The organism is Moorena sp. SIO4A1 (assembly GCF_010672065.1).
Taxonomy (GTDB): domain Bacteria; phylum Cyanobacteriota; class Cyanobacteriia; order Cyanobacteriales; family Coleofasciculaceae; genus Moorena.
Genome location: NZ_JAAHHX010000002.1, coordinates 384,777 through 411,032, shown reverse-complemented (window position 1 = coordinate 411,032; position 26,256 = coordinate 384,777). Strand labels below are relative to the sequence as shown.

Sequence of the window (26,256 nt, the reverse complement as noted above, 5' to 3'; positions counted from 1 at the left end):
TTTGATATCAAGAATTGCTGCTGTGTCGTAAGCATTCAGCCGTCAGCTAATGCTTACGATTTTTATTGAGCTACTTATACGGCTACAGCCAGGGTTTGTAATGCCCTGACAATCTCTTCTGGGTCAAGTCGCTTGGTGTAATCTAGGTCAACGAAGGCATGGGTGATGGTTCCATCGGAATTAATCACATAGGTGGCGGCAATGGGTAATTCAAAGGTTTCATCGCCGTTGTGGGCAGGTAAATCAATGCCAAAGCTTTGATAAACTGGTCGGAGTTCTTCTGGTACGGTGAAGACTAGACCAAACTCTTTGGCAATCTTATTCCCAACATCGCTTAGTACTTCAAAGGTTAGGTGGTTTTTCTCTGTAGTGGATAGGGAATTATCGGGAGTTTGAGGGGAAATAGCGACTAGGGTTGCACCTAATTTCTGAATTTCTGGTAAGAATTGCTGCAATGCTCGTAATTCTAGGTTGCAGTAAGGACACCACTGACCCCGGTAGAAGGAAATGACTACGGCTCCGATGGCTAGTAGGTCTTGCAATTCTACCAGTTTACCTACAGCATTAGGCAGGGTAAAGTTAGGGACTTTGTCGCCAACATTGAGGCTATTGTCTACAATGCCAGAATTAGCGAGGTCTTCCCCTGCTTTTGCCATGATGGCTTTGGCTTCTTCTGGTTGCTTAGCGCGAAGCTGGGTATTTAGGTTAATCAAGTCTTGGCTTAAGGTCATGATTTCCTCCTGGTTAGATGATATTTGAACAATCGTTCCAATTAAGAGCAAAAAAATTTACTCTGTCAATTTACTCTGTCAATTTACTCTGTCAATTTACTCTCTCAATCGAGAACGGAAAGTATGACCTTGACAATAGCTCTTAGGGTTTCTGGGTCTGGGTTGACTTTGGAGATAACCCGCAACCCTTGTATACTACTGGTGAAATATTGGGCTAATGCCTGAAGGTCATGGTTGGTTGTGATTTCCCCTTGCTCCCTTGCTGTGGATAAGGCTTTTTTAAAAGCGTTTTCCACTGAGCGCAAATTAGCAGTAATCCGGGATTTAGTCTGTGGATCGTGGGGACACAGTTCAACAGCGGTGTTGGTGAGCAAGCAGCCTCGATGGTCTTTATCGTCTACAGCCCCTTCGATGAGGTTGTAGAAAAAGTCGATAATGGCTTGCTTTGAGGCTGTGGGGGCTTCTAGGGATGCGATCGCATTTTTAACACAGGTATCGTTGTAATGAGCGATCGCAGCGAGGAATAGGGAACGTTTGTCACCAAAGGTGTCGTATAGACTGCCTCGGTTAATCCCCATGGTTTTGACCAAGTCCTGCATTGAGGTCCCTTCATAGCCATAAAGCCAAAAGGTTTCCATGGCTTTTTCTAGGACATCTTCTGGGTCAAAGGTTTTGTGCCTTGCCATTACCGTTGCTGAACTCGTATCTTTACGATAACAATTCTGGAACGATTGGTCAAGTAATCCAGTTGATCCGCTGACACTGCTGGGATTTTCAGTAACTATAAGTATGTAATAAATAAATGTAATAATTTGGATGTCAGTGCAGGAGTGGACTATTGAATAACGCAGGTCTCCCGGGCGAACCAGCAAACCTTTCTGAGGTAACAGAGGTACCAGTAGATGATATTCCCGAGGCAGTAAGGGATAGACAGGATATTAAACCCCGGTCTCGTTGGCAGGTTACCTTACTCATTATTGGACTATTAGCAATAGGAGGAATCGCCTTTAGCCTGATTCCAATGGAACCAACTCCTGAAGCTCAGTCCAAGTCTGGTGAAGCAACATCGACTCAAAGTGAGACAGAAGCTAGTTCACAGAATCCACAAGCTAGTCTAAACACTAGGGGGAATGATGGTAATAACATTCTGGGACACTTACCCTACTCTGAAGTCCTAAGCTCACAACTGCAACCAATTACCCGTGATGGCCGGATCAAACTGGAGGCTGCAGCAGCTCGGAAATACAAAGCAATGGCAGCAGCAGCAAGAAGACAGGGGATAATCCTAGTGCCAATTTCCGGTTTCCGTTCTGTGGAACAGCAAAAGTACCTGTTTTTTCAAGTAAAGGAACAGCGAGGACAGGTGGCTAGTAAACGGGCTGAAGTAAGTGCTCCTCCTGGCTACAGTGAGCATCACACTGGTTATGCGATCGATATTGGGGATGGCATGACACCAGCTACTAACCTTAATCCTGAGTTTGAGAATACGGCAGCCTTTAAGTGGTTGGAAAAGAATGCGGCTTTCTACAGCTTTGAGTTGTCTTTTCCTAGAGACAATCCCCAAGGAATTAGTTATGAGCCTTGGCACTGGAGGTTTGTGGGAGATACCAAGAGCTTGGAAACGTTCTACAAAGGTAAGAAACCTACTCCTGCTCCTTCTCCTCCATCGGATACACCAAAGTTTGAGGATCAAGTATGAAGGTTGTCTGTCAGAATGTAGAATGCAGAATGTAGAATGTAGAATGTAGAATGTAGAATGCAGAATGTAGAATGCAGAATGTAGAATGTAGAATGTAGAATGCAGAATTAAGAATGTAGAATGCAGAATTAAGAATGTAGAATGCAGAATTAAGAATGTAGAATGCAGAATGTAAAATTCTTAATTCTTAATTCTTAATTCTTAATTCTTAATTCTTAAAAGTTGTTCACCTTTAGGGTTCCCGTAGGGTAGGTTATCTGGTTCCGTAGCGTGGCCTTTTGGCCAAGGTTTAAATATCAAGGATGAAAGGCTTGGATACTTGGATGGACAGTAAAAATTGCAATTAATCATAAAAATTTTATCTCATGTTTATATAAACATTTATCCAAAAAATTTGTTTATAAAAAGTAGTTAATATCCCTACTATTTGTCGGTTATCTGTTTCATGTTCCCTATTCCCTATTCCCTATTCCATGTTCCCTGTTCCCTGTTTCCTATTTCCTACTATTCATAATTGTTACCAAAAACATGATATAACTAACAATGAAGTAACAAGTAACCAAGAACAAATGCAACAAATTGCGCTGAATTTAATTGCTATTGGTGTTTTTGGCATGACCCTTTCGGTTTTGCTAGGACCACTGTTGAATATTTCTCCGGCAATCCCTGCGGTAACTACTTTTGGTGTCTTGAGTCTTGTTACCCTAGATGGCTTCAGCTTCCAAGGGAAAGGGTTAACGCTGCTGTTAGATGTATTGGCGAGTACCAATCCTGAACATCGCGGACGCATAATTCGCCATGAAGCGGGTCATTTTCTGGTGGCTTACTTACTTGGTATTCCAATCACTGGTTACACCTTAAGTGCTTGGGAAGCTTTGAAGCAGGGACAACTGGGTAATGGTGGTGTGACGTTTGATACTGAGGCACTATCGGCTAAGGCTTCTAGTATTCGGGAAATGCGATTAACCTTAGATCGATTTTGCACGGTTTGGATGGCAGGCATTGCTGCGGAAACTATAGTCTATGAGAGTGTTGAGGGCGGAGCAGAAGACTGCGAAAAACTCCGAGATGCTTTGGAAGGGTTAGGTTTTTCTGCTAGTGAGTACTCAGTGAAAGCACGATGGGCTGAGCGTCAAGCGACTAGTATGATTACTGAACACTGGGAATCTTATGAAGCACTGGTGGCTGCTATGGAAAAACGGGCATCTGTGGCAGAGTGCTATGAGGTGATTCAGTAGTTATAGCGCTTTAGTTAGGGAGTCGGGAGTCGGGAGTAGGGAGTAGGGAATCGGGAGTAGGGAGTAGGGAGTAGGGAGTAGGGAGTAGGGAGTTTTGGAATGTATTGGAGGTATGGGGAGAGGGAATAGTTATTAATGTTTTTCAAAGATACTTAGCACAACGGGTCCGAGGAGATGGTGATGTCCTAAGCATGACAAACCCGCTACCTGGCCAAATTCTTCCCGTTGCTGTCGGCTATAGAAACGAATCTGGTTAGGGGAAATTGGTAAAGACTTTTTTCTCTTTCTAACAGTATAGTCTACTAAGTAATAATGTCCTTTGGGTTCCAAGACCCGACTAACTTCTGAAAAAACTTGTTGAGGATTGAGATAGTGTAAAAAGCTGATGGTATTAAATACTGCTTCAAATTCCCTGTCAGCAAAGGGGAGAGATTCAGCATTGCCTTTTCTATAGATTATTCGCTGCCGATGCTGGTTTTTTTGTCGGGCTTGAGCGAGCATTTGAGTAGATAAATCTACCCCAGTGCCTCGAAGATTGGGAAACTCTTGAGCAAGACGATTCAGTAAACGACCTGTACCACAGCCAAGGTCTAATACATTGGGGTGATCTGTGAGTTCTACAAACTCTAACAGCCGTTTATGGAGTGCTTGGTAAAATACTGTGGTGAACAGGATGTCGTAGTTTGGTGCCCACAGATCAAAGAACTTTTCTTTTGTGCTAAAAAAATTACTAGTCATTATCAAGGTTGACAGTTTAAGGTTGAAGGTTGAAGGTTGTTTGGTTGTTCGCGTAGCGTGGCCTTTTGGCCAAGGTTGAAGGTTGTTTGGTTTAGGGTAGCTTTACTATTTAAATAGTACAGAAGGGAGCAAGTTTAATGATTAATCAAAAAATTAATCTTGAGTAAGTTGAAAATTTACTCCCTCGTAAATATCTTGAAAAGAAACGCTTAACTCTAAGGAATTTAGAGAAATAACGGAATTTTCTGATTCATACTCAGTGAACTGCCATTGATTGGTAGCAGTTTTATTATATTGCAGTAGACGATACTCACTTTGTTCGATTAGAATATATTCTTTGAATTCTGAGATAGAACGATAGTATAAAAAATTATCACCTTGGTCATAGTTTTTAGTAGAGTTTGATAAAACTTCGACAATTAACATCGGGTTCATTACTGTAGTTGTCCCCTTACCTGTGTAAACCGGTTCGCCTTGAATCACCATAACATCTGGATAGGTATACTGACGGTAACGAGGTATCCACAAACGCACATCACCAATATAAATTTTGTACTGTTTTCCCTTTAAACCAAGTTTGAAAAGGGTAGCAATATTAAGGGCAATTTGATTATGATTGGTAGTACCACCAGTCATTGGTATAATTTCTCCATCCCGATATTCAATCTTGTAGTCTGCTGTTTCTTCTAGTTTTAAATAGTCTTCTGTAGAATAATATTTGGTTTCAGATATTAGTTGCATTGGTATTTAAAATTTGCTTTTGTTATTATGTTTACCGTAAGTATAATTATTAGTTCTTAATCATCGTATTGCCTATTGCCTTTTGTATTTTGCCTGCATGCCTATTGCCTGTTGCCCCCTAGCTACCTAGCGCCAAATCTTGATGGTGTTATCGAAACTACCACTGGCAAGAGTTCTGTTATTCGGACCAAAAGCAAGAGCATGAATGGTGTCTGAATGACCGTTGAGAGTGCCAATTTCTTGAGTTGTATCAACATCCCATAGCTTTATAGTAGTATCTGCACTACCACTAGCGAGTATTTGGCCACTACGGTCAAATGCGATCGCATAAACCCAACCTAGATGTCCGTTGAGGGTGGTAATTTCCTGGGCAGTGCCAATATCCCAAAGCTTGATAGTACCGTCAGCACTAGCACTGGCTAGGGTCTGTCCATTGGGAGTGAAAGCGATCGCAAGCACCTGGTCTGAATGCCCTTCAAAGGTGTGCATTTCCTGACCACTTAAGGCACTCCACAGCTTGATGGTAGCGTCAGCACTACCACTAGCAAGGATTTTTCCATCTGGCCTAAAGGCTACTGAATGAATCCATGATGAATGTCCGGTCAGAGTAGTGAGCTGCGTAAGGCTACGAACATCCCAAAGCTTAATGGTGCCATCACTACTGCCACTGGCAAGGTGGTATCCTTGGGGGTGAAAGGCAATGGAATTAACCTCACCGGAATGCCCTGTGAAGGTGAACATCTCTTTACCAGTACGGACATTCCAGAGTTTGATGGTGTGGTCAGCGCTACCACTGGCAAGACTCCTGCCTTTAGGACTAAATGCTACAGCACGTACTTCAGCGGAATGCTTAGAAAACCAACCTCCAAAGGTAAGGATTTCCCAGGCTGTTTTCAACTCCCACAACTTGATAGTTTTGTCCCTACACCCACTGGCTAGGGTACGTCCATCAGGGCTAAAGGCTACAGAATAAATTTCATCGGAATGACCTTTGAGAGTGGTTGCTGCAAAAACGATAATCCTGGGATTACCTCTTGGTGGCCTAGAGTTAGTTTTTAGATTAGTTTTACCAGTGGATTGGGGAGTTAGTTGATTACGGTGGAATGGCTCCCAGGTAAGACCAGCTTCGGTTTCTTGGGTGATTCCTAAATCGTCCATCACTGCGATCGCGGATTGATACCTGAGCTTGATGGAACTCTGAATCATTTTGTCGAGAATCCGACTCAATTGTCTACTGACGGGATTATTGACCAAAAAATCCCGCCAGACAAAGCCATTTTCCATCGGATCGTATAAATTAAATGGCTGAGTTTGGGTCAATAAATGAATGCAGGTGACTCCTAAACTATAGATGTCACTGGCAAATACTGCTTTACCAAAGATTTGTTCCGGAGCCGCATAACCAGCACTACCAATAGTTGTGCCAGTTTTGGCTAAGGTAGTGGCTGTGGCATACTTCGCTGCACCAAAATCTACTAGTACCAGGTCTGGGGGAGTGATAACCTCCTGCCTAGCACTGGGGCGGAGGATACGACGACGAATGATATTCTCTGGCTTGATATCCCGATGAATTACCTTACCTTGGTGGATAAAGTGCAGCACTGGTAACAACTGACTCAGGAGTCTACGAATCTGACTTTCTCGGAATGGTTCAGTTGCTGCCAACTCTTGAGCTAAATTTTCCCCATGGATAAATTCCTGAACTATGTACCAGTGATGATCTTGTTCAAAATGGGCGAAGAGTTCAGGAATCTGGGGGTGTTTGCCCAACTGTTCTAAGCGCAAGGCTTCCTGGTGAAATAATCGAGCAGCTTTGGTAGGATGATTATTACCTTGGGGGTAAAATTGCTTAATCACACAGTAGGATTTAGACGCTTTTCCCTCGTCGATGGCCAAAAGCGTTCTGCCAAAGCCTCCTGCTGCAATCAGCTTAATAGGGCGGTATTGCTGTCCTAACAAGAGTTTAGTGCCGCAAGTTTGGCAAAACTTGTTGCCATCAGGATTGTAAGGCTTAGGGCAGTTGGGATTGAGACAGTAGCTCACACAAACAGCTGGTTAGATTACTTACATCCAATGCTAGGGTGGGTTAGGCGGCGAATACTCTAAAAGCTGACCTTTTAACCGACCTATCCGCCGTAACCCACCAATAACAGTGTCTCATAACCCAGAAATGGGCTTAAAATTCCGTAATCGCAATGCATTAGTTACCACAGATACTGAACTAAATGCCATCGCTGCACCAGCAATAATGGGATTGAGTAACCAGCCAAAGATCGGGAATAACACACCAGCCGCAATCGGAATTCCTAGTACATTGTAGATAAAGGCAAAAAAGAGGTTAGTGCGAATGGTGCTGAAGGTAGCACGACTTAGTTGAATGGCTGTAATGATGCCTTGTAAATCTCCCGAGATTAGGGTAATATCAGAGGCTGCGATCGCAACATCAGTACCTGTACCAATGGCAATCCCCACGTCTGCTTGAGCCAGAGCTGGGGCATCATTAATCCCATCCCCTACCATTGCTACAGTTTTGCCTTCTTTTTGGAGAGTAGAGATCATGCTAGCTTTTTGATCTGGTCGGACTTGAGCAAATACCCGATGGATGCCAACCTCGTTTGCGATCGCATCAGCAGTTTGTTGATTATCTCCCGTTAGCATTACTACCTCTAATCCCAACCGCTTCAAGGATTTCACCACCTCAGCTGAAGCAGGTTTGAGGGCATCAGCAATACCCAAAATCCCCTCAATTTTACCATCAACTGCGATCCAAACTACCGTCTTACGGCTCGCCTCCCAATCCCCCTGATAGTCTGCTAAAGACCGATTCGGTTGCACCGTCACATCTGTGTCAATCCCTAATTCTTCCATCCATCGTTTTGTCCCAATCTGCACCAATCTCTTGCCCTTTAGCCCACCCCCTGCTGGTTCGGAAGATAAGAGGGGATGATTGTGATCAACCATTGCCTGTACCCCACTGCCAGCAACAGCAGTAAAATTCTCTGGTGTTGGTAATTGCAATCCTATTCCCTGAGATTGGGCATAGCGCACCACTGCTTCAGCTAAGGGATGTTCCGAATGACTTTCCACTATTGCCGCTAGTTGCAGCAAGTTGATTTCATTGCTGCCGGTAAAGCTGCCCAGTTCTGACGAAGAGTCATAGATGCCTCCAACTGTAATAAAATCCGTTACCGTAGGTTTCCCTTCCGTTAGGGTTCCGGTTTTATCTAGCACGATAGTTTGCAGTTGATGAATCAATTCCAGACTCTCGGCATTTTTTATTAAAATCCCGTTTTCTGCACCTTTACCCGTCCCTACCATCACTGCGGTTGGAGTAGCTAGACCTAAAGCACAGGGACAAGCAATCACTAACACTGCCACCATATTAATCATGGCTAGGGTAGGATTTCCCGTGGTTATCCACCAAACTCCAAAAGTGATTATTGCGATCGCAATCACTACCGGCACAAACCAACCTGTCACCTGATCCGCTAAGGTTTCAATCGGTGCTTTAGACCCTTGAGCCTGGTGTACTAACTTAACAATCTGTGCCAGTACGGTATCTTTCCCGACCCGAGTCGCTTGGAACTGGAAGCTACCGGTTTTATTAATCGTTGCTCCAATCACTTCATCCCCCGGCTGTTTCTTGACCGCAACACTTTCTCCTGTCACCATGGCTTCATCCACACTAGAAGCTCCTTCCATAACTATGCCGTCTACCGGAATAGTTTCTCCTGGACGCACTAATACCACATCTCCAACTTGCACCTGGGCCAAGGGAATATCCTGCGCTTGACCATGGCGAATCACACGAGCGGTTTTAGCTTGTAATCCCATCAACTTACGAATTGCTTGAGATGTCTGTCCTTTAGCCCGGTGTTCTAGCAATCGCCCTAGCAAAATCAGGGTAATCACTACAGCAGTGGTTTCATAGTACACAGGGAGAGTTACCCCTTGGGGTAGGAATGATTTCAAAACAACCGGGGGCAACACCGTGGGAAACAGAGAATAGACATAGGCAGCACTAGTCCCAAGGGTGACTAGGGTATTCATATCTGCTGTTTTGTGTTTCCAGGCTTTCCATGCTCCAGTCAAAAAAGACTGTCCACACCAAAACAGAACCGGTGTGGTTAAGACCAGCTGTAGCCAAGGGTGATGTAACCAAGATGGAATCCAGGGGATAGATAATCCTGTCATCATCGGTAGTGAAGCAATCACTAACACAGTACTAAGCACAGCACCGACAATGAATTTTCGTTTTAGGTCAAGGGTTTCGGCTTGACGTTGCCATTCGAGATCATCAGGCTCATTACTGATATCCTCGATCGGGAAAGCTTGGTAGCCAGCATCACTCACTGTCTGTTGAATCAGTTTGGTTAGTTGCTGGTTAGTTTTGTGGGGGTTACTTTCCTCGGTATTGTAGGTAATACTAGCTTCTTCTGTACCAAAATTGACCCTGCACTCTACTACACCTGGAACCCTTTGAATCAGGGTTTCTATGCGTCTGGCGCAACCAGCGCAGCTCATTCCTTGTAAACGAAAGCTTTGTTGTGTCATGATATCCTCTAACCCTACGGTTAAAGGATAAACTCTCTAGTTTAGTGGAGAGTCAAGGGGATGAGTGTTAGTGGGTAAGCTATCAGCGGTCAGCAGTCAGTGGTCAGTGGTCAGTGGTCAGCCGTCAGCTTATCTTATTCAAAAGCTGTTCGGTGTAGCTTGGCCAATGGCTGATAGCTGATAGCTCATATAGCACTACGCATTAGGGTGTTTGACATTCCTAAACTCCAAAACTTAGTCATAACTTACTTCTGACTTCTGACTTCTGACTTCTGACTTGCCCATAGCGCTATACCCTATCGCAAGCTGAGTTTACTGTGTTTTATTTCCCCCAATCAGTTCACGAGCACGGAGTTTTACCAGAACTTTTACTCGCCGCTTAAATTCTTCAAAATCTTCTGCACTCAATTCTGTTTTCTGCCATGGTTCCCGTTGCATCAATCTTTTAAACCACTGATCCATGTTAGGATAATCAGTAAGATTAATCTCTAACTTCAGCAATAACGATATTGCTGCTCCAGCAACGATATCTCCTAAGGTTAACTGGTCCGAAGCAAAGTAAGGGCTGTTTCCTAATAACTCGGATAAAAATTTGAGTACTGTATCTAGCTTCTGCTTGGCTCGTGTAAATTGTGGTGAGTCTTCCTTTTGACAGATTAGTTGAACTACTGGGGGAAATAGCTCATTAGCTGTCAACAATTGTACCATGCGTACTTTGGCTAATGCCTCTGGTGAAGTTGGCAGCAGCGCAGGTGTGGGATATTTGGCTTCCAAGTAGTCCATAATTGCCAAGGATTCTACTAACCGCAAACCGTCATCCTCCAGAACGGGAATGTGATGAAATGGGTTAATGTCTAAAAACTCTGGTTGAAATTGATCGCCATCTAATTTAACTAATACTGTTTCAAAGGTAAGGTTTTTTTCTAGTAAGGTTAGCCAGACACGACGAACATTGGGCGAGAGGGGATTGTAGTAGAATTTGAGCATCGATTATTTATCCTGACGTTTACCTTTGAAATTTAGCTTAATTTTACCGAAAAATATGGTTGTGGTTGCTTCTTAGAAGGTAAGGGTAGTTCTGAAACTTCAGGGTCTGTGAACTCAAAAAGTTAGTTACGGCTTAAAATAATGGTGCGTTACGGCTTCGCCTAACGCACCCTACGAGATCTACAATATCAAATGATTGACCTTTGGTCACGCTACGCGATTGGCCTACGGCCACGCTAAAAGCGATTGACCTTTGGTCACGCTACGCGATTGGCCTACGGCCACGCTAAAAGCGATTGACCTTTGGTCACGCTACGCGATTGGCCTACGGCCACGCTAAAAGCGATCGAGCTTAGAAAGAACCGAAAAGATAATTACCAGGAGAATCTGGGTCATCACTTTTGTGAAATTGTTCAAGCAAGTCTTTAAACTGATCCTTAGACAAAGTGTTACCTGCTTTCAGATTTAGCTTAGAGCAAGCAATCTCTAATTCTTCATCGCTAACTCCCCAGGCTTTGATCAAATTAGAAAATTCTTCAGGACTTATAACACCATCTCCATTCTGATCAAACAGCTCGAAAACCTCATCAGCTTCTTTTTTTACAGTCTCGTACATTTCGTTGCTGGTAATTCGAGTGTAACCATGTTCGAGCCACTCATCTAAACTAATTTCACCATTATTGTTTTTATCTACATCTTTTTGGAGATGATCCCAATCAGCCATGACTTCGGCATACATCTTGTCATAACCAGCGGATCCCGGCTCAAGATTATGTAATTTAGCCACTGTCTGGGCTTTAATCTCAAAGTCTTCTTTGGTTACAACACCATCATTATTAGTATCATAAATATTAAACAAATGCGTCCATTTCTTGGTTTGAAATTCAGTAAGCATGTTGGCTAATCTCCATCAATAAAAAAGTAAGATTTGACTGGTGCAATTCACCAAGGTAGCTTCAAGGCTAGGTAAATTCCTACTACACAACAGCATTGCTACTGTTCAGCATAAAGAACTTCTAAACCTTTAGCTGACAAAACTATACTACCATAGTCTCGTTAATTTTTTGCCTTCACAAAATAATCTTTGTGCTACATCGATGGCATTACCAGCTGAGTTCAAATTCAGCAAATTACTGAACAATACGTCAGGGATATACTTACAGCTATTGAACTGAATCCTTACGATGTTTTCTGGGCACCACCGCCATATAAATACTTACTATTAGGTGCTTTATTTCGTTTCTATAGTTATCATTCGGTGCAATTCAGAATAATACTTAATCGTTTGTTCATTCCATTCCATCATCTTCCATTCAACTGGCTGCTGGTTCAATCCATTGAGGAAAGAAGGGAACACTATCGGCTCCTCAAATGTAGTTGAGTATAAGAAGTGGAAATCATCATGATACATCCTCTGAGTAACTTTGTTTTCACGATCAACCAAACAGAAAGCCCTTTTAGCTCCTAAGTCATCAATATATTTACCAAAAGCTGCTAATAGTAATGGCATGGCTCGCCTGTAGTGTCTGAGCATCACGCTGTATGTATTGATATCGACTGCCGGAATCTTGTCTTGAAAAACGTAATGTTCACCATTAGGTCTTTGCCCCATTTCAAAAGGGAACCTACTCGACTTGGTTCTATCGTTAATTCGTGATGTTAGTACTATTTCATTGTCTTTGATGACAAAAAAATAGGTTCCTACTAAATGATATTCATTGTCGATTCGATTACTAAATCCATCATATCCTGCTTTTTTTAAGTGCATTTTATGCACTTCGCGAACCTGTTCAGTCCAATTTTTAGTCTGGTCATTAACACCCATGACATAAACCAGGTATCCATCTTTTTCGAGATATAAATATGGAGCCAAAAGTTCTTGATCTGAATACCATAAATCACCGGGAGTTTTCCTAGACAGGCTATGGTCAGCTTTCGACATTGAATTGATCATCAGTGAAACTAAAATCTTCAGTGTTGGATCACTCCATGGCAATGGTTAGGGAAGACTAGCCATTTTTAAGCACTAATAGTGAATTACTCTACCAAATAAACCCTAAACAACTTGAGATTTAAGCTTAACTTAAGGATGATATAGCACTACCGATTCAGGTGTTTGAGATTTATACAACCAGCAAAAGCTGTTGCCATCAACTTTTGCCTCTAGCATGCATGCCTCTTGCCTTTCCCGTAGCGCCGCGATATCAGCCTTTGGCCTGTGGCTACGCTACGGGAATAGTTTTTGAAAAAAATAAGCTGACGGTTGATGGCACCTCAAGTAGCGTGAGCTAAAAGCTCACGTCTGTTCGCGTAGCGTGCGCGTAGCGCATATGCTTACCTTAAGAGTTTACTCTACGACTAAACTTAACCTTAAGTTCATCCCGGGGATGGGGAGTTGGAATCACCACCATTTCTAAATCTTGACCTGGCACTAGTTTCCAGTCATAATCCCGGAGCAATTGAGCCGCGAAAATCCTCATTTCTAATTTGGCAAACTCCCTGCCTAAACATTCCCGTAAACCACCCCCAAAGGGGATATATCCAAAAGTTTTTTGTTTATCTTCTTTCCTATCTAGGCCAAACCGATCTGGGTCAAAGCGTTGATGATATTGATAAATTTCCTCATTTTTGTGGGTTTCGGTAATTTGGCACAGTATAGTCCAACCTTGAGGAATCAAGTAACCGTTAAATTCAAAAGACTGAATAACCCTCCGAAAAATACCACTAACCGGAGGAATTATGCGCAGCACTTCTTTGAGAACTTGCTCTAGATAGGTCATCTGCTTGAGATGTTCCATGGTTAGGGGTTCTGAAGCAGAAAACTGCTGTTGTTCAGCACGGAGATGGGCAAGAACATCTGGATGCTGCGCTGTCAACAGACAAAAAGATGCGATCGCAGAGGTTAAGGTTTCGTGACCTGCAAACAACAACAGAATTACTTGGTCTTGGATGTCATCTAAACTTAAGGAATTCCCCTCGTCATCCTCAGCTTGTAACAATAGTCCCAAGGCGTCCTTTCCGGGATTTTTCTGTTGCTGTCGCTGTCGGACAATGGTTTCGATATGGGTCAGCAATCCTTGACGAGCACCCAAGGCTTTACCAAATCTTGTCCAAGGTAGAGAGATCGGAATAGTGAACAATCCCTGACAAAAGTTCTTAAATAGTTGAGCCAGAGCGGTTTGGGAACCTGCATCAGTTCCCATCAGCAAGGTACTAGCGATATCAAAGGTATAGTCTCGCAGTTGAGGATACCAGGTTAAGCTTCCCATCTGTTCCCATTTCTGCAGATAGTTGCTAGTAATGTTGGCCATGGTGGGAATATAACTAGCTAATGCTCTCGGTTGAAACGCCTGGGACATTAATTTGCGGCGCTTCTGGTAGAATTCTCCAGTTTGGTTGGTTAGTGAGGCGGCTCCAAGTAAGGTTGCTGTGCTTTTGGGCCAGCTAGCAGCAACATACTTATTTTCGTTAGTAAACAGAAATTGATTCGCTTCTGCAGTAGTCATCGTCACCGTAGGACTACCAAAAATGTGGGTTTTGTAGATGCGCCCATACTTGTCTAACCGCTTTTTGTGGAAATTTCGATCGGTTAAAAAGCTGATGGTCTCACCGATAATGGGTAAACAGACGTTACCAGGGGGCAATGGAAGCGAACGCATATCTTGAGTAGTGGTTTCCATGGAAATAAGCAAGCTGCAGGGTCAAGACTTATTATCTCTTGCCTGATCCAGGGGAAACCCATCTTATTTTGAAATCCCTACTGGATATGATTATTAATTTTGAAATCTTTTCTGAGTAACTTGGTAACCAATTGGTTTAGGAAGAAACGTTCTAAGTTAGTCAAAAGACACAACAACAAAAATGCAATACTTCATATCGGAGTAGCCCGCAACCGTAGACCAAGTGCCTGTATTACCTTGAGAAAAGTGGCTAACTTTAGATTACCTTCCATCAACAACGCCTGATCAAGACTCTCATGTCCGAGACCGGTTTCGTGAGCAATTTGTGTCATTGCTTTGGAACGAGCAATATCTCCTAGAGCAGCCACCACCAAGGCAGGATCGCCATCTTCAAGAGCAGCTTCGAGATAGGCAGCCATATCTTCTTTGGTCTCCAGATGTTCTGCCACATCCCAAGGATGGGTTTTGATGTTGGTCATCACCATCTCCTATAACTTTTGTGCTAGATCTAGGGCTGTCTTGATATCCCGGTCTTGGGTGCGCTTGTCACCACCTGCAAGGAGGATTATCAAGGTACTCCCGCGCTGCAAGAAATACACTCGGTAGCCAGGTCCATAGTCAATACGTAGTTCCGAAACTCCTCTTCCCACTGGTTTCACATCACCGGGGTTGCCCATCGACAAACGACGAATACGAATATCAATACGTGCCCTTGCTTGTCGATCGCGCAAGCCACTGAACCACTTGGAATAAGCTTCGGTCTGCCGGATTTCGATCATGGCTTGTATCCTAAGGGATACAGAAAGACAAGGAATGTCTAACTAATATTTTAAGATATTGTAGCTCGCCACTCCTGACCGACAACTCCCAAATAATGGAGTTATACACCAGACCTATAATACATTAAAGAACCTTTGCTTGCCCAAACCGGAGATTATCAGCAACAACCATAGCTAAACAAACCCCAGGAGCAGCAACTACGCCATCACCATCAAACCAGCTTGGTCTAGAATCGGTATCAGTATCAATAATTATTCCTGTGGCAACCGCTACAGTTTCCGAAGCAGCAACAGTGGATAGTAAAACGTTAACTACCAGAACTGAAATTACCAGTCCAACCCTGGGATTGGGAGAATTCATCTTAGGATTACTGGTGGTAGGGCCACTTGTACCCGCTTCAATCAAGCAATTGATGTATAGATGAATGTAGAGATAAACGATATGGTTAAAAATTGGTTTATTTACAGTATTGTCGCTATTACGGTGATGGGTTGTCAACCCACCACAATTAAAACCAATATCACTCAGTCAACCATAACAGGAGTGACCAATGATGTCACTAAGAATAACGTTATTCTTAGTGATGCTCCTGAGAAGTGGTGGCAGAAAACTAATATTCACGCTATGGCTGTCAGTCCAGAGAATCCAGAAATTCTCTACGTAGCCACCCATCATGGGTTACTCCAGCGTTCTGAAGCAGGGAAATGGCTGCAAGTTGGCAAAACTCGTTCTAATTTCACCAGCTTTGTGGCTCATCCCAAGGATAGCGGACGCTTTTATGCTAGCTTACATCCACCATCAGGAGGCAAGCTCGGTTTTCTGACTAGCTACAATCAAGGGCAACATTGGCAGCTCCAATCCCTGCTCGGAGTAGACTTTTTGACGTTAGCGATCGCACCAGCTAACCCCAAAGTAATTTATGGATGGGCGGTTTCTGGAAAACAAGGCTTGTTGGTTTCAAAGGATGGTGGCAAAACCTGGAATCAATTACCAGCGCAGGGACTGGAGGATAATCCCCATAACTTAGTAGTTGACCCGCGCAATCCTGAGCACGTGTTTGCCGCTACAACTCTGGGATTATTTGAGAGTAGGGATGGTGGAAAAAGCTGGATTTTAGTCCCCAATTCTCAAGAGTCCCTCGTTGCTAGTCTGGCTCTGAAATCCGAAGCAGAAAAAACAGTAATTTATGGATTTCACATCCTTTCAGAAGATTCCGGAGGATTCTTTAAAAGTACCGATGGGGGTAGGACTTGGGAAGCCATAAGCGCAGAAACTGGAGACTTATTTTTGTATATGGCGATCGCCCCGTCTAATCCCGATTTTTTATACGCTGCTAATGATCAGAATGGAATTTTACAATCTAAAGATAGCGGCAAAACTTGGCAACCATTATTCTAATACTATTACTATAACAAAGGGAGTAGGGAGTAGGGAGTAGGGAGTAGGGAGTAGGGAATCAAAAATTATCACAATTCATTGAGCTACTCTCTAGAATTTAGATTACTATTATATTACTATTAGATAGCGTTTATCATAGCTATGACCTACACATTATTTTTTCCCTATTGCCTCTTGCCTCTTGCCTATTCCCTGCTCCCTGCTCCCTGCTCCCTGATCCCTGCTCCCTAAAACCAAGATAGATATTTATTTGTACTTAAAGTGCCCTGATAATTGATAATTACTATGGCTATTAAGAGATTCCGTTTACGTCAATTGCACGCTTGGTTTGCCCCAATTATGGTCTTGCCAGTGTTGTTGACTGTGATTACAGGTTCCTTGTTTCAGGTGGCAGTTATTACTGATAAAAGTAGTGAATTTATTTGGCTTTTGGATCTGCACAAAGGAAAATTTGGTGCCATTAACTTACAAATGATTTATCCCTTTCTCAATGCCTTTGGTTTATTAACCTTAGCAATTACAGGTATTTCTATGTGGTTCCAGACTCGGCGACGGGTTATAGGGCAGCGCTCACGAAATAGGTAGGGAATAGGGAACAGGGAATAGGGAACAGGGAATAGGGAATAGGGCAAAAATTCTGTGTACCTCATAGCTAGGAAAAACGCTATAGCATTTTTATTTGAGATGTAAACATAGGATTAATAGACTAAGCGATGCATCGCTTAAACCACTCTTGAGCATGGCATTTTGCATTTTGCATTTTGCCTTAAAAGGCTAATAGCAATCCGTGTAGTAATTGTGATAATTTTGTTCCCTGTTCCCAGATCCGCTGTTCCCTATTACCAAAAATTCTGGGTTTAAAGTTCCTGTAGGGTGGGCAGGGTCGCAGACAGATTCACCAAGCTGGCAATGCAGGTTGCTAGGCACTGCCCACCTGAAAATTAACGACTATTTTCTCTTCCCGACTCCCGACTCCCGACTCCCGACTCCCGACTCCCGACTCCCGACTCCCGACTCCCGACTCCCGACTCCCGACTCCCGACTCCCGACTCCCGACTCCCGACTCCCGACTCCCGACTCCCGACTCCCGATTCCCGACTCCCGACTCGCTCAGTAGTCAGTAGCCGCTAAATCTTATCAATTGTAGTAATGCTGGTAAGGGTGTTGCCAAATTTCAGGCACGAAGAATTGCTAAACCCTTTATCTGAAAAGGTTTTTCAGTCCCTGTTTCCTAAGGGCGGAAGTTCCCTCCTGGGTGCAGCGCTATAACTTTCAGCTCTATTCCTCTGAAAAATTTTTGGATAAATTTCTGATAAGCCATTAAAAATATTCTATTATAATGAGTAAAGTTCCTCTTCTACACACTGACCTAATCATCTACTATAGGGTCAAGTATATAGTCAAATCAGGTAATTGAAAGGATTTATCTGGCATTCGACCGTCTAAGGTAGTTTACAAAATTCCCAAACTAATCGATAATTTATTTCGATAGCAGTAGGTATGGTAACTCAGGTGCTGGATTACCATACCTACTGCATAAGTTTAGCGACAATCCTAAGGAGAGAAAGTAGTAGTTGCTGATGAACATCAATAGAAGAAATATCTTACTAGCAGGTGGTACAGCCATGGCGGCTTACACCTTGGGTGAACTGGGTAAACCTCGTAGAGCAGCCGCCCAGAATGAGGTAGTCAATGTCTACTCCTCTCGTCACTACAAGACCGATGATGACTTGTACGACAACTTCACCCGCATCACTGGTATTGAAGTGAATCTGATTGAGGGGAAAGCAAATCCATTAATAGAACGGATTAAAAGTGAGGGGGCGAATAGCCCAGCTGATGTCTTAATCACTGTTGACGCTGGTCGTCTGTGGAAAGCTGACCAGGCTGGTATTTTTGCCCCGGTTAATTCATCGGAACTCAACGCCAAGATTCCCGCTAACCTGCGACACCCTCAAAATCACTGGTTTGGGTTCACTAAGCGAGCGCGGGTGATTATGTATAATAAAAACAGAGTCAACCCTGCGGATCTGTCAACTTACGAAAATCTGGCTGATCCCAAATGGCAAGGTCGCATTGCTATCCGCTCATCAAGCAACGTCTATAATCAATCTCTGGTTGCGTCACTGATTGCCAGCCTGGGTGTACCAGCAGTAAAATCATGGGTCGAGAGCTTTGTGGGTAACTTTGCTCGCAAGCCTCAGGGTAATGATCGAGCCCAAATTGAAGCGGTTGCTGCTGGGATTGCGGATATTGCGATCGCAAATACTTATTATCTACCTCGCTATATTAAATCCGATGACCCTGCCAAGCAGGGGATATTCAAGAAAGTTGGTGTATTTTTCCCAAATCAGCAAAACCGGGGTGCCCACATTAATATCAGTGGTGGCGGCTTGGTGAAAACAGCTCCTAATCCAGGAAATGCTATCAAATTCTTAGAATATCTAACCAGCCCTACGGCTCAGACCTTCTTTGCTCAAGCTAATAGCGAATATCCAGTGGTTCCTGGAACACCGATTGATCCGGTACTTGCGGGCTTTGGTTTTCCCTTCAAGGAAGATCCAACCAGTGTTTCCCAATATGGACCTAATAGTGCTACAGCAGTTCAACTGATGGATATTGCTGGTTGGGTATAACAGTTGTAAATTAGGTGAAGTACTGTCGTATTAGGGAGTAGGGAGTAGGGAGTGGGGAGTAGCGCGCAGAAAGCAAAAACTCCTCTTTTCTCTGTTCCCTATTACCTTTTTTTTGAATCCAACACCATGAAGAATTAAGAATTAAGAATTTATAATTTATAATTTATAATTTATAATTTATAATTTATAATTTATAATTTATAATTTAGAATTCTGCCTTCTTCATTCTCCATTCTTCATTCTGCCTTCTCCATTCTCCATTCTTCATTCTGCCTTCTCCATTCTCCATTCTTCATTCTGCCTTCTCCATTCTTCATTCTTAATTCTTCATTCTGCATTATTATCCCTGAGATTTAGCAATCTTTAAACTCAATAAAATTACTGGAATAATCCCTACTAAAACAATCGCTAAGGCTGGTGCTGATGCCTGTATTAATCGTTCATCGGAGGCATACTGGTAAACTCTTACTGCCAGGGTATCAAAATTAAAAGGTCGCATGATCAGAGTTGCTGGTAACTCTTTCATCACATCCACAAACACCAACATCGCTGCTGTCAACAATCCTCCCCACATTAATGGGGCGTGAACTTTAATTAGGGTAAGCGTAGGACCATAACCGAGACTGCGAGAGGCATCATCTAAACTAGGCTTAATCTTACCTAGGCTGGATTCAACGGTATTGAATGAAATTGCTAGGAAGCGCACAAGATAGGCGTATACTAAAGCAATGATGGTGCCACTGAAAAGTAAACCGGTGGATAGGCCAAAGGTTGCCCGCATCCAGCTGTCAATGGTATTATCCAACTGACCTAAGGGCATTAAGACACCAACTGCAATCACTGAACCAGGGATAGCATAACCCATGGCAGCAGTGCGTACTGCTAAGCGCATCCCTAGTTTGGGCACTAGACGTTGCCCATAAGCCATGACTAATGCTAAGACCATGGCAATCGCAGCTGTTGTAATGGCTAATAGTAAACTATTTGTAGCTAGCTGCCAAAAATTATCATCTAAGGTTTCCTCGGCATTTTTAATGGTCATGTGCAGCAAAAATGCTGCGGGTGCTAAAAATCCAAGAGCAATGGGAAGGAAACAGGCTAACAGCGCCAGTATGCCTCGGCCCCCAGTTAGTGAAAATGGCTTGATTCGTTGGTAACTACTGCCAGTCTCATAATAGCGAGATTGCTTACGAGACCAGCGTTCTAGTAGAATTAAAACAATTATGAATAGTAGCAAACAGGCGGCTAGTTGAGCAGCAGCTGACCTCTCACCCATTCCTAACCAGGTACGATATATCCCTGTCGTGAAGGTACTGACACCGAAATACTCTACTGTCCCAAAGTCGCTGAGGGTTTCCATCAGTGCTAAGGCCAAACCTGCCATGATCGCTGGTCTAGCTAGGGGTAGAGCCACGGTGAAGAAGCCACGCCAAGGGGTGCATCCGAGGGAACGAGCAGCTTCTAGGGTACGGACGGATTGCTCTAGGAAAGCTACCCTGGTGATTAGGTAAACGTAGGGATAGAGCACCAAAGACAACATGGCGATCGCACCCCACAGAGACCGGACATTGGGAAACCAATAATCCTGCACGCTAGTCCAGCCAAACAGCTGCCGCAGCCAGGTCTGTACGGGTCCAAAAAAGTCCAGCATATTGGTGTAAGTATAGGCAAGTAAATAGGCTGGTGCTGCCAGAGGCAGTAGTAGCGCCCATTCAAACACCCGGCTTCCCCAGAAGCGACACATGGTTACTAGCCATGCTGTTGAAACCCCAAGGATTAAGACTCCACTACTTACACCTAGGATTAACCACAGGGAGTTGACAATGTAACTGCCTAAGACAGTGGAGACTAAATGAGTCCATACTTCTGAAGAATCGGAGAACATACTGCCCAGCACAAATAGGACTGGTGCGCAAATTAGGAGTGCGATCGCAATTACCGAGACTGTCCAACCAGGCAAACCCAGACGATGCCATGGTTTGTTACCGCTCAATAGTGCTGAAATTTTTAGTGGCATCGGGAGTTTTCAGGCAAATGATTGTTTTGAGGAATGTTTTCAAGGAGCTGAACTCAGAGGCTGTTTATACAGTCAATGTATAGACAGCGATGAGTTGCTTAATATTGGTGGGTTACGGCGGACAGCTCTCTTCAAAGGTGAGCTTTTAAAGTACTCCCCGCCTAACCCACCCTACGCTAAACTCTTGCAAGTATTTAGCAATAAACTATCCTATCAAATAATTGCTAACCTTGAACCAGAAGAAAATGATTTTTTTTTTCCGTTCAGGGGTTAAATTTTAAGATGCTTGAACTACAAACCAGTCAAGTCAAAGATATTTTGGCTCAGCAGCGCAATTTTTTCAGCACCGGTAAAACCAAAGATGTGGCATTCCGGATCGCCCAACTCAAGCGCCTCAAGGAAGTTATTTTAGAAAATGATGCTGCCATTTTAGAAGGCTTGAAAGCCGACCTGCACAAGGCGGAATTTGAATCTTATGCTACCGAAATTATCCTGGTGCAGGAAATTGATCACACCCTCAAGCATATTAAATCCTGGGTCAAGCCCAAAAGAGTCCCGGTCTCAATGGCAAATTTTCCAGGCTCGGGTCAAATTTATCCCGAACCCTTGGGAGTAGTACTGATTATCAGTCCCTGGAACTATCCATTTGCTCTAGCCATTGCTCCTTTAGTGGGTGCGATCGCAGCCGGAAACTGTTGCGTGATCAAACCCTCTGAAATCTCCCCTCACACCTCTGGTGCGATCGCAGAGATTATCCAGAAAAACTTTGACCCTGGCTATATTGCTGTAGTGCAAGGGGGAGTAGAAACCAGTCAGGAACTGTTAGCAGAAAAATTCGACCATATCTTGTTCACCGGCAGCACCCAAGTTGGCAAGATTATCATGACTGCTGCTGCCAAACACCTAACCCCAGTCACCCTAGAGTTGGGGGGTAAAAGTCCCTGCATTGTGGAGACAGATGTGCCGATAGAGACTACAGCAAAACGAATTGTTTGGGGTAAGTTTCTCAATGCCGGTCAAACCTGCGTTGCACCAGACTATCTGCTGGTCAATCGGGAGATTAAATCTGATTTACTCGAACAAATCAAAGCCTGTATCCATAAATTTTATGGAGACGATCCCGCCAAAAGTCCAGATTATGCTCGGATTATCAGTGATAAGCATTATCACCGTTTAAGTACCTTACTCAAGGATGGTGAGATCATAATTGGTGGACAAACTAATCCAGAAGACCGCTATATTGCTCCCACGGTCATCGACAATATTTCCTTAGAGGATAAAGTGATGGAAGAGGAAATCTTTGGTCCGATTCTACCTGTGATTGAATACAGTAATTTAGATGAAGCGATTGGGATAGTTAACCAAAGACCAAAACCATTAGCGCTATATTTTTTCTCCAGAGACAAAGCAAAGCAACAGCAGGTTTTGCAACAGACCTCTGCTGGTGGTGTTTGCTTGAATGAAACAGTTATGCATCTAAATGTTCCTTCCCTACCATTTGGTGGGGTTGGTGATAGTGGCATGGGTGCTTATCATGGGAAAGCTGGTTTTGATACCTTTTCTCACCAAAAAAGCGTGCTGAAGAAGTCCTTCTGGCTGGATTTGCAGTTGCGCTATGCTCCCTACAAAGACAAACTGGAACAGATCAAGAAATTTATTAGTGGTTAGTTATTATTGGTTTTAGGGAGTAGGGAGTAGGGAGTAGGGAGTCGGGAGTCGGGAGTAGGGAGTCGGGAGTAGGGAGTCGGGAGTCGGGAGTCGGGAGTCGGGAGTCGGGAGTCGGGAGTCGGGAGTCGGGAGTAGGGAGTCGGGAGTCGGAAGGTACCGCCGTCTTGGGGAGCCAGTTGCTGATCTCCCCATCTCCCCATCTCTTCATCTCCCCATCTCCCCATCTCCCCATCTCTTCATCTCCCCATCTCCCCACACTTCCCACACTTCCCACACTCCCCATCTCCCCATCTCCCCATCTCCCTATCTCCCCACACTGGGCGCGGCGCTATAATTAATCCCTAATCATCATCGGACTTCTTAGGCTCATCCTCACACCAGACTCCACTGGCTAAGCCACTCCAGCAGATCATCTTCCATTTAGCCATGGATAGTTTAGGAATTTTAGCAACGAATAGCCAGTCAGAGTAATCTAGGTGCTCATAGATACCATCTTTGGCACCACTATGATTCAGCCAGCCCCAGCCAGAGATACCTTTATAGCCCCGGTGCTCCGTATCATCACCAAACCGGAAGGAGTATTGATGTTTACCGAAGTAGTCTACTAAATCAAAGGACTTGAACTTCTTAGACTTGATTGTCCCCTTACCCATGCCAATGTTGTACTTGCCATAGGCTTTCTCCGTGACATAGGCATCGTTGTCTTTATGTCCCACAATCTTGTAGCTAAAGTCGATATCCCAGTAGTCAGTTGTCCCTTTTTTGTAATTCTTCCCTTCTTTTTGTCCACCGAAGGCTTTTCCGTAGATGTGGATCTCACCTGTGCTGGTGTAGTCGAGGAATACTTCTGCCCCCTCGTACTCAAAATCAAAGGTATAGATATCTCTGGCATTACCAGTGAGCAGTCCATCAAGACGCAAGCCATAGGGTGGCGGACTGGCACTAGCACCAGGGTGATTGCAAAGTTGGAAAGTACACTTTTGTGGAGCAAATGTGGGCTTGAATGAGAAGGGAACTAAAAAATTGACCGGAATCTCAAATTCACAGTTGTAAGAGGATTCGTGGATATTTTCGTCAGGCATGATTTGCCCTCCATCAGGTAGTTTAGCAGGTAGTCTTAATCTCTCCCAATGGTCTCATAATTTACTAACAGGTTGCGGTACCCTTAAGGGTACCTTTTAGTTAACGTTTATTATAGCATGTTTCAGTTTAGTGAGATACAAAATTTGGGGGAGTAGGGAGCAGGGAGTAGGGAGCAGGGAGTAGGGAGCAGGGATTAGGTTTAAAAGTTTTTGGAGTGGTAATTTCGGGCGCGGTAAAGGGGGTGATAGTGGAAAAAATTATGTACCTCATGAGTATGAACTTTTTGATAGCTGGTCACTTTTACCTATGTAGAGTCCTGCTCTATTTGTAATATCATGTCAGGATAATTACCCTTAATAAAAATCTCCCTATCTCCCCATCTCCCCATCTCCCCAGACCTCCCACCCTCCCCACCCTCTCCTTAATTATGGCTATTCAACCAGACTTGATATAAATGTTATGGTTATCAGCAGGAGACTGGTTAAGAAAAACCCCCTGACTTGATAAGCCTAGGGGGATTCGAGGAACTAATTTCTATGAACTAATTCAAAGCCAGCCGTTAAAAATTCCTGTCAAAGATTCCTAAGGGGATTAAGTGCTAACGGGTTCGGCTGGCTCAGTAGCTGCTCCGTTCTCTTCGATTTCCATTTCCTCATATTTAGTAAAGCACTTACGCTTAGCACCTACAGCGAGATCGAGCACAATGGGTACTTCTAATTTGATGGGAACTTGGAACACACAGGGTTTATGGTATTTGTAAGCCATGGGTTTTACCTCTTGCTGTAATTAATTTCAATCAACACATTTATATAATGTCAAATAATCCTCTGGCTTGGCAGTACCCTTGAGGGTACCTTTTTTCAACTGATGATAGTCTCCCATAACTTAGCTGTGATTATCGGTTAACCATAAAAACTCCTCCATCCTGAGCTCAGAATGGAGGCTAAAGAGGAGATATAGGAATTAATTTATGCCCAGATCTTCCTGTTAAAGATTGCTAAAGAGATTAAGTGCTAACGGGTTCAGCTGGCTCAGTAGCCGCTCCGTTCTCTTCGATTTCCATTTCCTCATATTTAGTAAAGCACTTACGCTTAGCACCTACAGCGAGATCGAGCACAATGGGTACTTCTAATTTGATGGGAACTTGGAACACACAGGGTTTATGGTATTTGTAAGCCATGGGTTTTACCTCTTGCTGTAATTAATTTCAATCAACACATTTATATAATGTCAAATAATCCTCTGGCTTGGCAGTACCCTTGAGGGTACCTTTTTTTGACTGATAATAAGATAGCCTAACTTAGCTGTGATTATCGGTTAACCATAAAAACTCCTCCATCCTGAGTTCAGAATGGAGGATATAGAGGAGAGATAGGACTTAATTTATGCCCAGATCTTCCTGTTAAAGATTGCTAAAGAGATTAAGTGCTAACGGGTTCAGCTGGCTCAGTAGCCGCTCCGTTCTCTTCGATTTCCATTTCCTCATATTTACTAAAGCACTTACGCTTAGCACCTACAGCGAGATCGAGCACAATGGGCACTTCTAATTTGATCGGAACTTGGAACACACAGGGTTTATGGTATTTGTAAGCCATGGGTTTTACCTCTTGCTGTAATTAATTTCAATCAACACATTTATATAATGTCAAATCTAACCCTGGCTTGGCAGTACCCTTGAGGGTACCTTTTTTCAACTGATGATAGTCTCCCATAACTTAGGGGTGATTATAGGTTAAGCTCTACAATAAAACTCCTCCATCCTGAGCTCAGGAGGGAGGAAACAGAGGAGAGATAGGAATTAATTTATGCCCAAAATTTCAAAGCCAGCTGTTAAAGATTCCTAAACAGACTAAGTGCTAACGGGTTCAGCTGGCTCAGTAGCCGCTCCGTTCTCTTCGATTTCCATTTCCTCATATTTAGTAAAGCACTTACGCTTAGCACCTACAGCTAGATCGAGCACAATGGGTACTTCTAATTTGATGGGAACTTGGAACACACAGGGTTTATGGTATTTGTAAGCCATGGGTTTTACCTCTTGCTGTAATTAATTTCAATCAACACATTTATATAATGTCAAATCTAACCCTGGCTTGACAGTACCCTTGAGGGTACCTTTTTAGCAGCTGATAATAAGATGGCATAACTTAGCCTCGGTATTGGTGGGGATTATTATCGCTTAACGAATAAATAAAAACTCCTCCATCCTGAGGTCAGAATGGAGGATATAGAGGCAAGGTAAGAGCATCTCAATCAGGCTTGACACAAGGGATGATAAGAATCTACCTACTCCCTAAAACCTAGAACTT

At 43.5% G+C, this 26,256-nt stretch carries 29 protein-coding genes; 6 read left to right on the top strand and 23 right to left on the bottom strand.

Annotated features, from left to right (window positions below; all coding sequences use genetic code 11):
• Positions 1-74: 74 nt before the first annotated feature.
• The gene (locus tag F6K53_RS02845) at positions 75-731 is read right to left on the bottom strand and encodes a peroxiredoxin-like family protein (RefSeq protein ID WP_293065930.1); all 657 of its coding nucleotides are present in this window, start codon (positions 729-731) and stop codon (positions 75-77) included.
• A gap of 104 nt (positions 732-835) precedes the next feature.
• Positions 836-1,417, bottom strand: a complete 582-nt coding sequence (locus F6K53_RS02840) for a TetR/AcrR family transcriptional regulator (RefSeq protein WP_293065927.1) — start codon at positions 1,415-1,417, stop codon at positions 836-838.
• 152 nt (positions 1,418-1,569) lie between these two features.
• Between F6K53_RS02840 and F6K53_RS02835 the strand changes: the two genes are divergently transcribed.
• Together F6K53_RS02835 and F6K53_RS02830 are read left to right on the top strand one after the other, a co-directional pair.
• Positions 1,570-2,430, top strand: a complete 861-nt coding sequence (locus F6K53_RS02835; RefSeq protein WP_293029336.1) for a M15 family metallopeptidase — start codon at positions 1,570-1,572, stop codon at positions 2,428-2,430.
• Positions 2,431-2,999: 569 nt separating this feature from the next.
• Positions 3,000-3,668: an ATP-dependent Zn protease gene (locus tag F6K53_RS02830; RefSeq protein WP_293065924.1), complete on the top strand. Its 669-nt coding sequence runs from the start codon at positions 3,000-3,002 to the stop codon at positions 3,666-3,668.
• A 14-nt stretch (positions 3,669-3,682) separates the two neighbouring features.
• On the opposite strand, the gene F6K53_RS02825 is transcribed toward F6K53_RS02830, so the two are convergent.
• From F6K53_RS02825 to F6K53_RS02770, 12 genes are all read right to left on the bottom strand, one after another.
• Positions 3,683-3,814, bottom strand: coding sequence for a hypothetical protein (locus F6K53_RS02825; protein WP_293065921.1), 132 nt, complete (start codon positions 3,812-3,814; stop codon positions 3,683-3,685).
• Positions 3,801-4,406: a class I SAM-dependent methyltransferase gene (locus F6K53_RS02820; RefSeq protein WP_293065918.1), complete on the bottom strand. Its 606-nt coding sequence runs from the start codon at positions 4,404-4,406 to the stop codon at positions 3,801-3,803. The genes F6K53_RS02825 and F6K53_RS02820 overlap by 14 nt, the downstream gene beginning before the upstream one ends.
• Before the next feature lie 153 nt (positions 4,407-4,559).
• On the bottom strand, positions 4,560-5,147 hold the full coding sequence (locus F6K53_RS02815) for a Uma2 family endonuclease (protein ID WP_293065915.1): 588 nt from the start codon (positions 5,145-5,147) through the stop codon (positions 4,560-4,562).
• 126 nt (positions 5,148-5,273) lie between these two features.
• Positions 5,274-7,190 (bottom strand): WD40 repeat domain-containing serine/threonine-protein kinase, encoded by a 1,917-nt coding sequence (locus F6K53_RS02810; protein ID WP_293065912.1) that lies wholly within the window; start codon positions 7,188-7,190, stop codon positions 5,274-5,276.
• Positions 7,191-7,304: 114 nt separating this feature from the next.
• Entirely contained in the window at positions 7,305-9,701 is a 2,397-nt protein-coding gene (locus tag F6K53_RS02805; RefSeq protein ID WP_293065909.1) for a heavy metal translocating P-type ATPase, read from the bottom strand.
• A 312-nt stretch (positions 9,702-10,013) separates the two neighbouring features.
• Complete coding sequence (locus F6K53_RS02800) at positions 10,014-10,688, bottom strand: glutathione S-transferase family protein (protein ID WP_293065906.1); 675 nt, start codon at positions 10,686-10,688, stop codon at positions 10,014-10,016.
• A 352-nt stretch (positions 10,689-11,040) separates the two neighbouring features.
• Complete coding sequence (locus F6K53_RS02795) at positions 11,041-11,583, bottom strand: EF-hand domain-containing protein (protein WP_293065903.1); 543 nt, start codon at positions 11,581-11,583, stop codon at positions 11,041-11,043.
• Between the two features lie 336 nt (positions 11,584-11,919).
• Complete coding sequence (locus F6K53_RS02790) at positions 11,920-12,642, bottom strand: hypothetical protein (RefSeq protein ID WP_293029954.1); 723 nt, start codon at positions 12,640-12,642, stop codon at positions 11,920-11,922.
• A gap of 385 nt (positions 12,643-13,027) precedes the next feature.
• Positions 13,028-14,347 carry a cytochrome P450 gene (locus tag F6K53_RS02785; RefSeq protein WP_293065900.1) on the bottom strand — a complete coding sequence of 440 codons (1,320 nt, stop codon included), beginning with the start codon at positions 14,345-14,347 and terminating at the stop codon, positions 13,028-13,030.
• 212 nt (positions 14,348-14,559) lie between these two features.
• Entirely contained in the window at positions 14,560-14,847 is a 288-nt protein-coding gene (locus tag F6K53_RS02780; protein WP_293065897.1) for an addiction module antidote protein, read from the bottom strand.
• Positions 14,848-14,856: 9 nt separating this feature from the next.
• Positions 14,857-15,147, bottom strand: a complete 291-nt coding sequence (locus tag F6K53_RS02775) for a type II toxin-antitoxin system RelE/ParE family toxin (protein ID WP_293053070.1) — start codon at positions 15,145-15,147, stop codon at positions 14,857-14,859.
• Positions 15,148-15,271: 124 nt separating this feature from the next.
• Positions 15,272-15,508: a hypothetical protein gene (locus F6K53_RS02770; RefSeq protein WP_293065894.1), complete on the bottom strand. Its 237-nt coding sequence runs from the start codon at positions 15,506-15,508 to the stop codon at positions 15,272-15,274.
• An 81-nt stretch (positions 15,509-15,589) separates the two neighbouring features.
• On the opposite strand from F6K53_RS02770, the gene F6K53_RS02765 reads away from it, so the two are divergent.
• Positions 15,590-16,546 carry a F510_1955 family glycosylhydrolase gene (locus F6K53_RS02765; protein ID WP_293065892.1) on the top strand — a complete coding sequence of 319 codons (957 nt, stop codon included), beginning with the start codon at positions 15,590-15,592 and terminating at the stop codon, positions 16,544-16,546.
• A gap of 476 nt (positions 16,547-17,022) precedes the next feature.
• Here F6K53_RS02765 and F6K53_RS02760 read toward each other — a convergent pair whose 3' ends face one another.
• Positions 17,023-17,196: a hypothetical protein gene (locus tag F6K53_RS02760; protein ID WP_293043017.1), complete on the bottom strand. Its 174-nt coding sequence runs from the start codon at positions 17,194-17,196 to the stop codon at positions 17,023-17,025.
• A 266-nt stretch (positions 17,197-17,462) separates the two neighbouring features.
• Between F6K53_RS02760 and F6K53_RS02755 the strand changes: the two genes are divergently transcribed.
• Both F6K53_RS02755 and F6K53_RS02750 read left to right on the top strand, forming a co-directional pair.
• Positions 17,463-17,663: a hypothetical protein gene (locus F6K53_RS02755; RefSeq protein WP_293079827.1), complete on the top strand. Its 201-nt coding sequence runs from the start codon at positions 17,463-17,465 to the stop codon at positions 17,661-17,663.
• Between the two features lie 463 nt (positions 17,664-18,126).
• Positions 18,127-19,182, top strand: a complete 1,056-nt coding sequence (locus F6K53_RS02750) for a Fe(3+) ABC transporter substrate-binding protein (RefSeq protein ID WP_293046137.1) — start codon at positions 18,127-18,129, stop codon at positions 19,180-19,182.
• Between the two features lie 340 nt (positions 19,183-19,522).
• On the opposite strand, the gene F6K53_RS02745 is transcribed toward F6K53_RS02750, so the two are convergent.
• Positions 19,523-21,199 carry an iron ABC transporter permease gene (locus tag F6K53_RS02745; protein WP_293019928.1) on the bottom strand — a complete coding sequence of 559 codons (1,677 nt, stop codon included), beginning with the start codon at positions 21,197-21,199 and terminating at the stop codon, positions 19,523-19,525.
• Between the two features lie 282 nt (positions 21,200-21,481).
• Here F6K53_RS02745 and F6K53_RS02740 point away from each other — a divergent pair, with 282 nt between their 5' ends.
• Positions 21,482-22,867, top strand: a complete 1,386-nt coding sequence (locus tag F6K53_RS02740; protein ID WP_293068285.1) for an aldehyde dehydrogenase — start codon at positions 21,482-21,484, stop codon at positions 22,865-22,867.
• On the opposite strand, the gene F6K53_RS02735 is transcribed toward F6K53_RS02740, so the two are convergent.
• The 7 genes from F6K53_RS02735 to F6K53_RS02705 form a co-directional block, all read right to left on the bottom strand.
• Positions 22,857-23,150, bottom strand: a complete 294-nt coding sequence (locus tag F6K53_RS02735) for a hypothetical protein (RefSeq protein WP_293068283.1) — start codon at positions 23,148-23,150, stop codon at positions 22,857-22,859. The two genes, F6K53_RS02740 and F6K53_RS02735, sit on opposite strands and share 11 nt — an antisense overlap.
• Before the next feature lie 58 nt (positions 23,151-23,208).
• Entirely contained in the window at positions 23,209-23,949 is a 741-nt protein-coding gene (locus F6K53_RS02730) for a hypothetical protein (RefSeq protein WP_293019934.1), read from the bottom strand.
• Between the two features lie 127 nt (positions 23,950-24,076).
• Positions 24,077-24,220 (bottom strand): hypothetical protein, encoded by a 144-nt coding sequence (locus F6K53_RS02725; protein WP_293068281.1) that lies wholly within the window; start codon positions 24,218-24,220, stop codon positions 24,077-24,079.
• Positions 24,221-24,541: 321 nt separating this feature from the next.
• Positions 24,542-24,715: a hypothetical protein gene (locus tag F6K53_RS02720; protein WP_293046527.1), complete on the bottom strand. Its 174-nt coding sequence runs from the start codon at positions 24,713-24,715 to the stop codon at positions 24,542-24,544.
• Between the two features lie 241 nt (positions 24,716-24,956).
• A complete protein-coding gene (locus F6K53_RS02715; protein WP_293046527.1) occupies positions 24,957-25,130 on the bottom strand; it encodes a hypothetical protein in 174 nt (57 codons plus the stop codon).
• Between the two features lie 241 nt (positions 25,131-25,371).
• Positions 25,372-25,545, bottom strand: a complete 174-nt coding sequence (locus tag F6K53_RS02710) for a hypothetical protein (RefSeq protein ID WP_293046529.1) — start codon at positions 25,543-25,545, stop codon at positions 25,372-25,374.
• 254 nt (positions 25,546-25,799) lie between these two features.
• A complete protein-coding gene (locus F6K53_RS02705; RefSeq protein ID WP_293046527.1) occupies positions 25,800-25,973 on the bottom strand; it encodes a hypothetical protein in 174 nt (57 codons plus the stop codon).
• Positions 25,974-26,256: the final 283 nt, after the last annotated feature.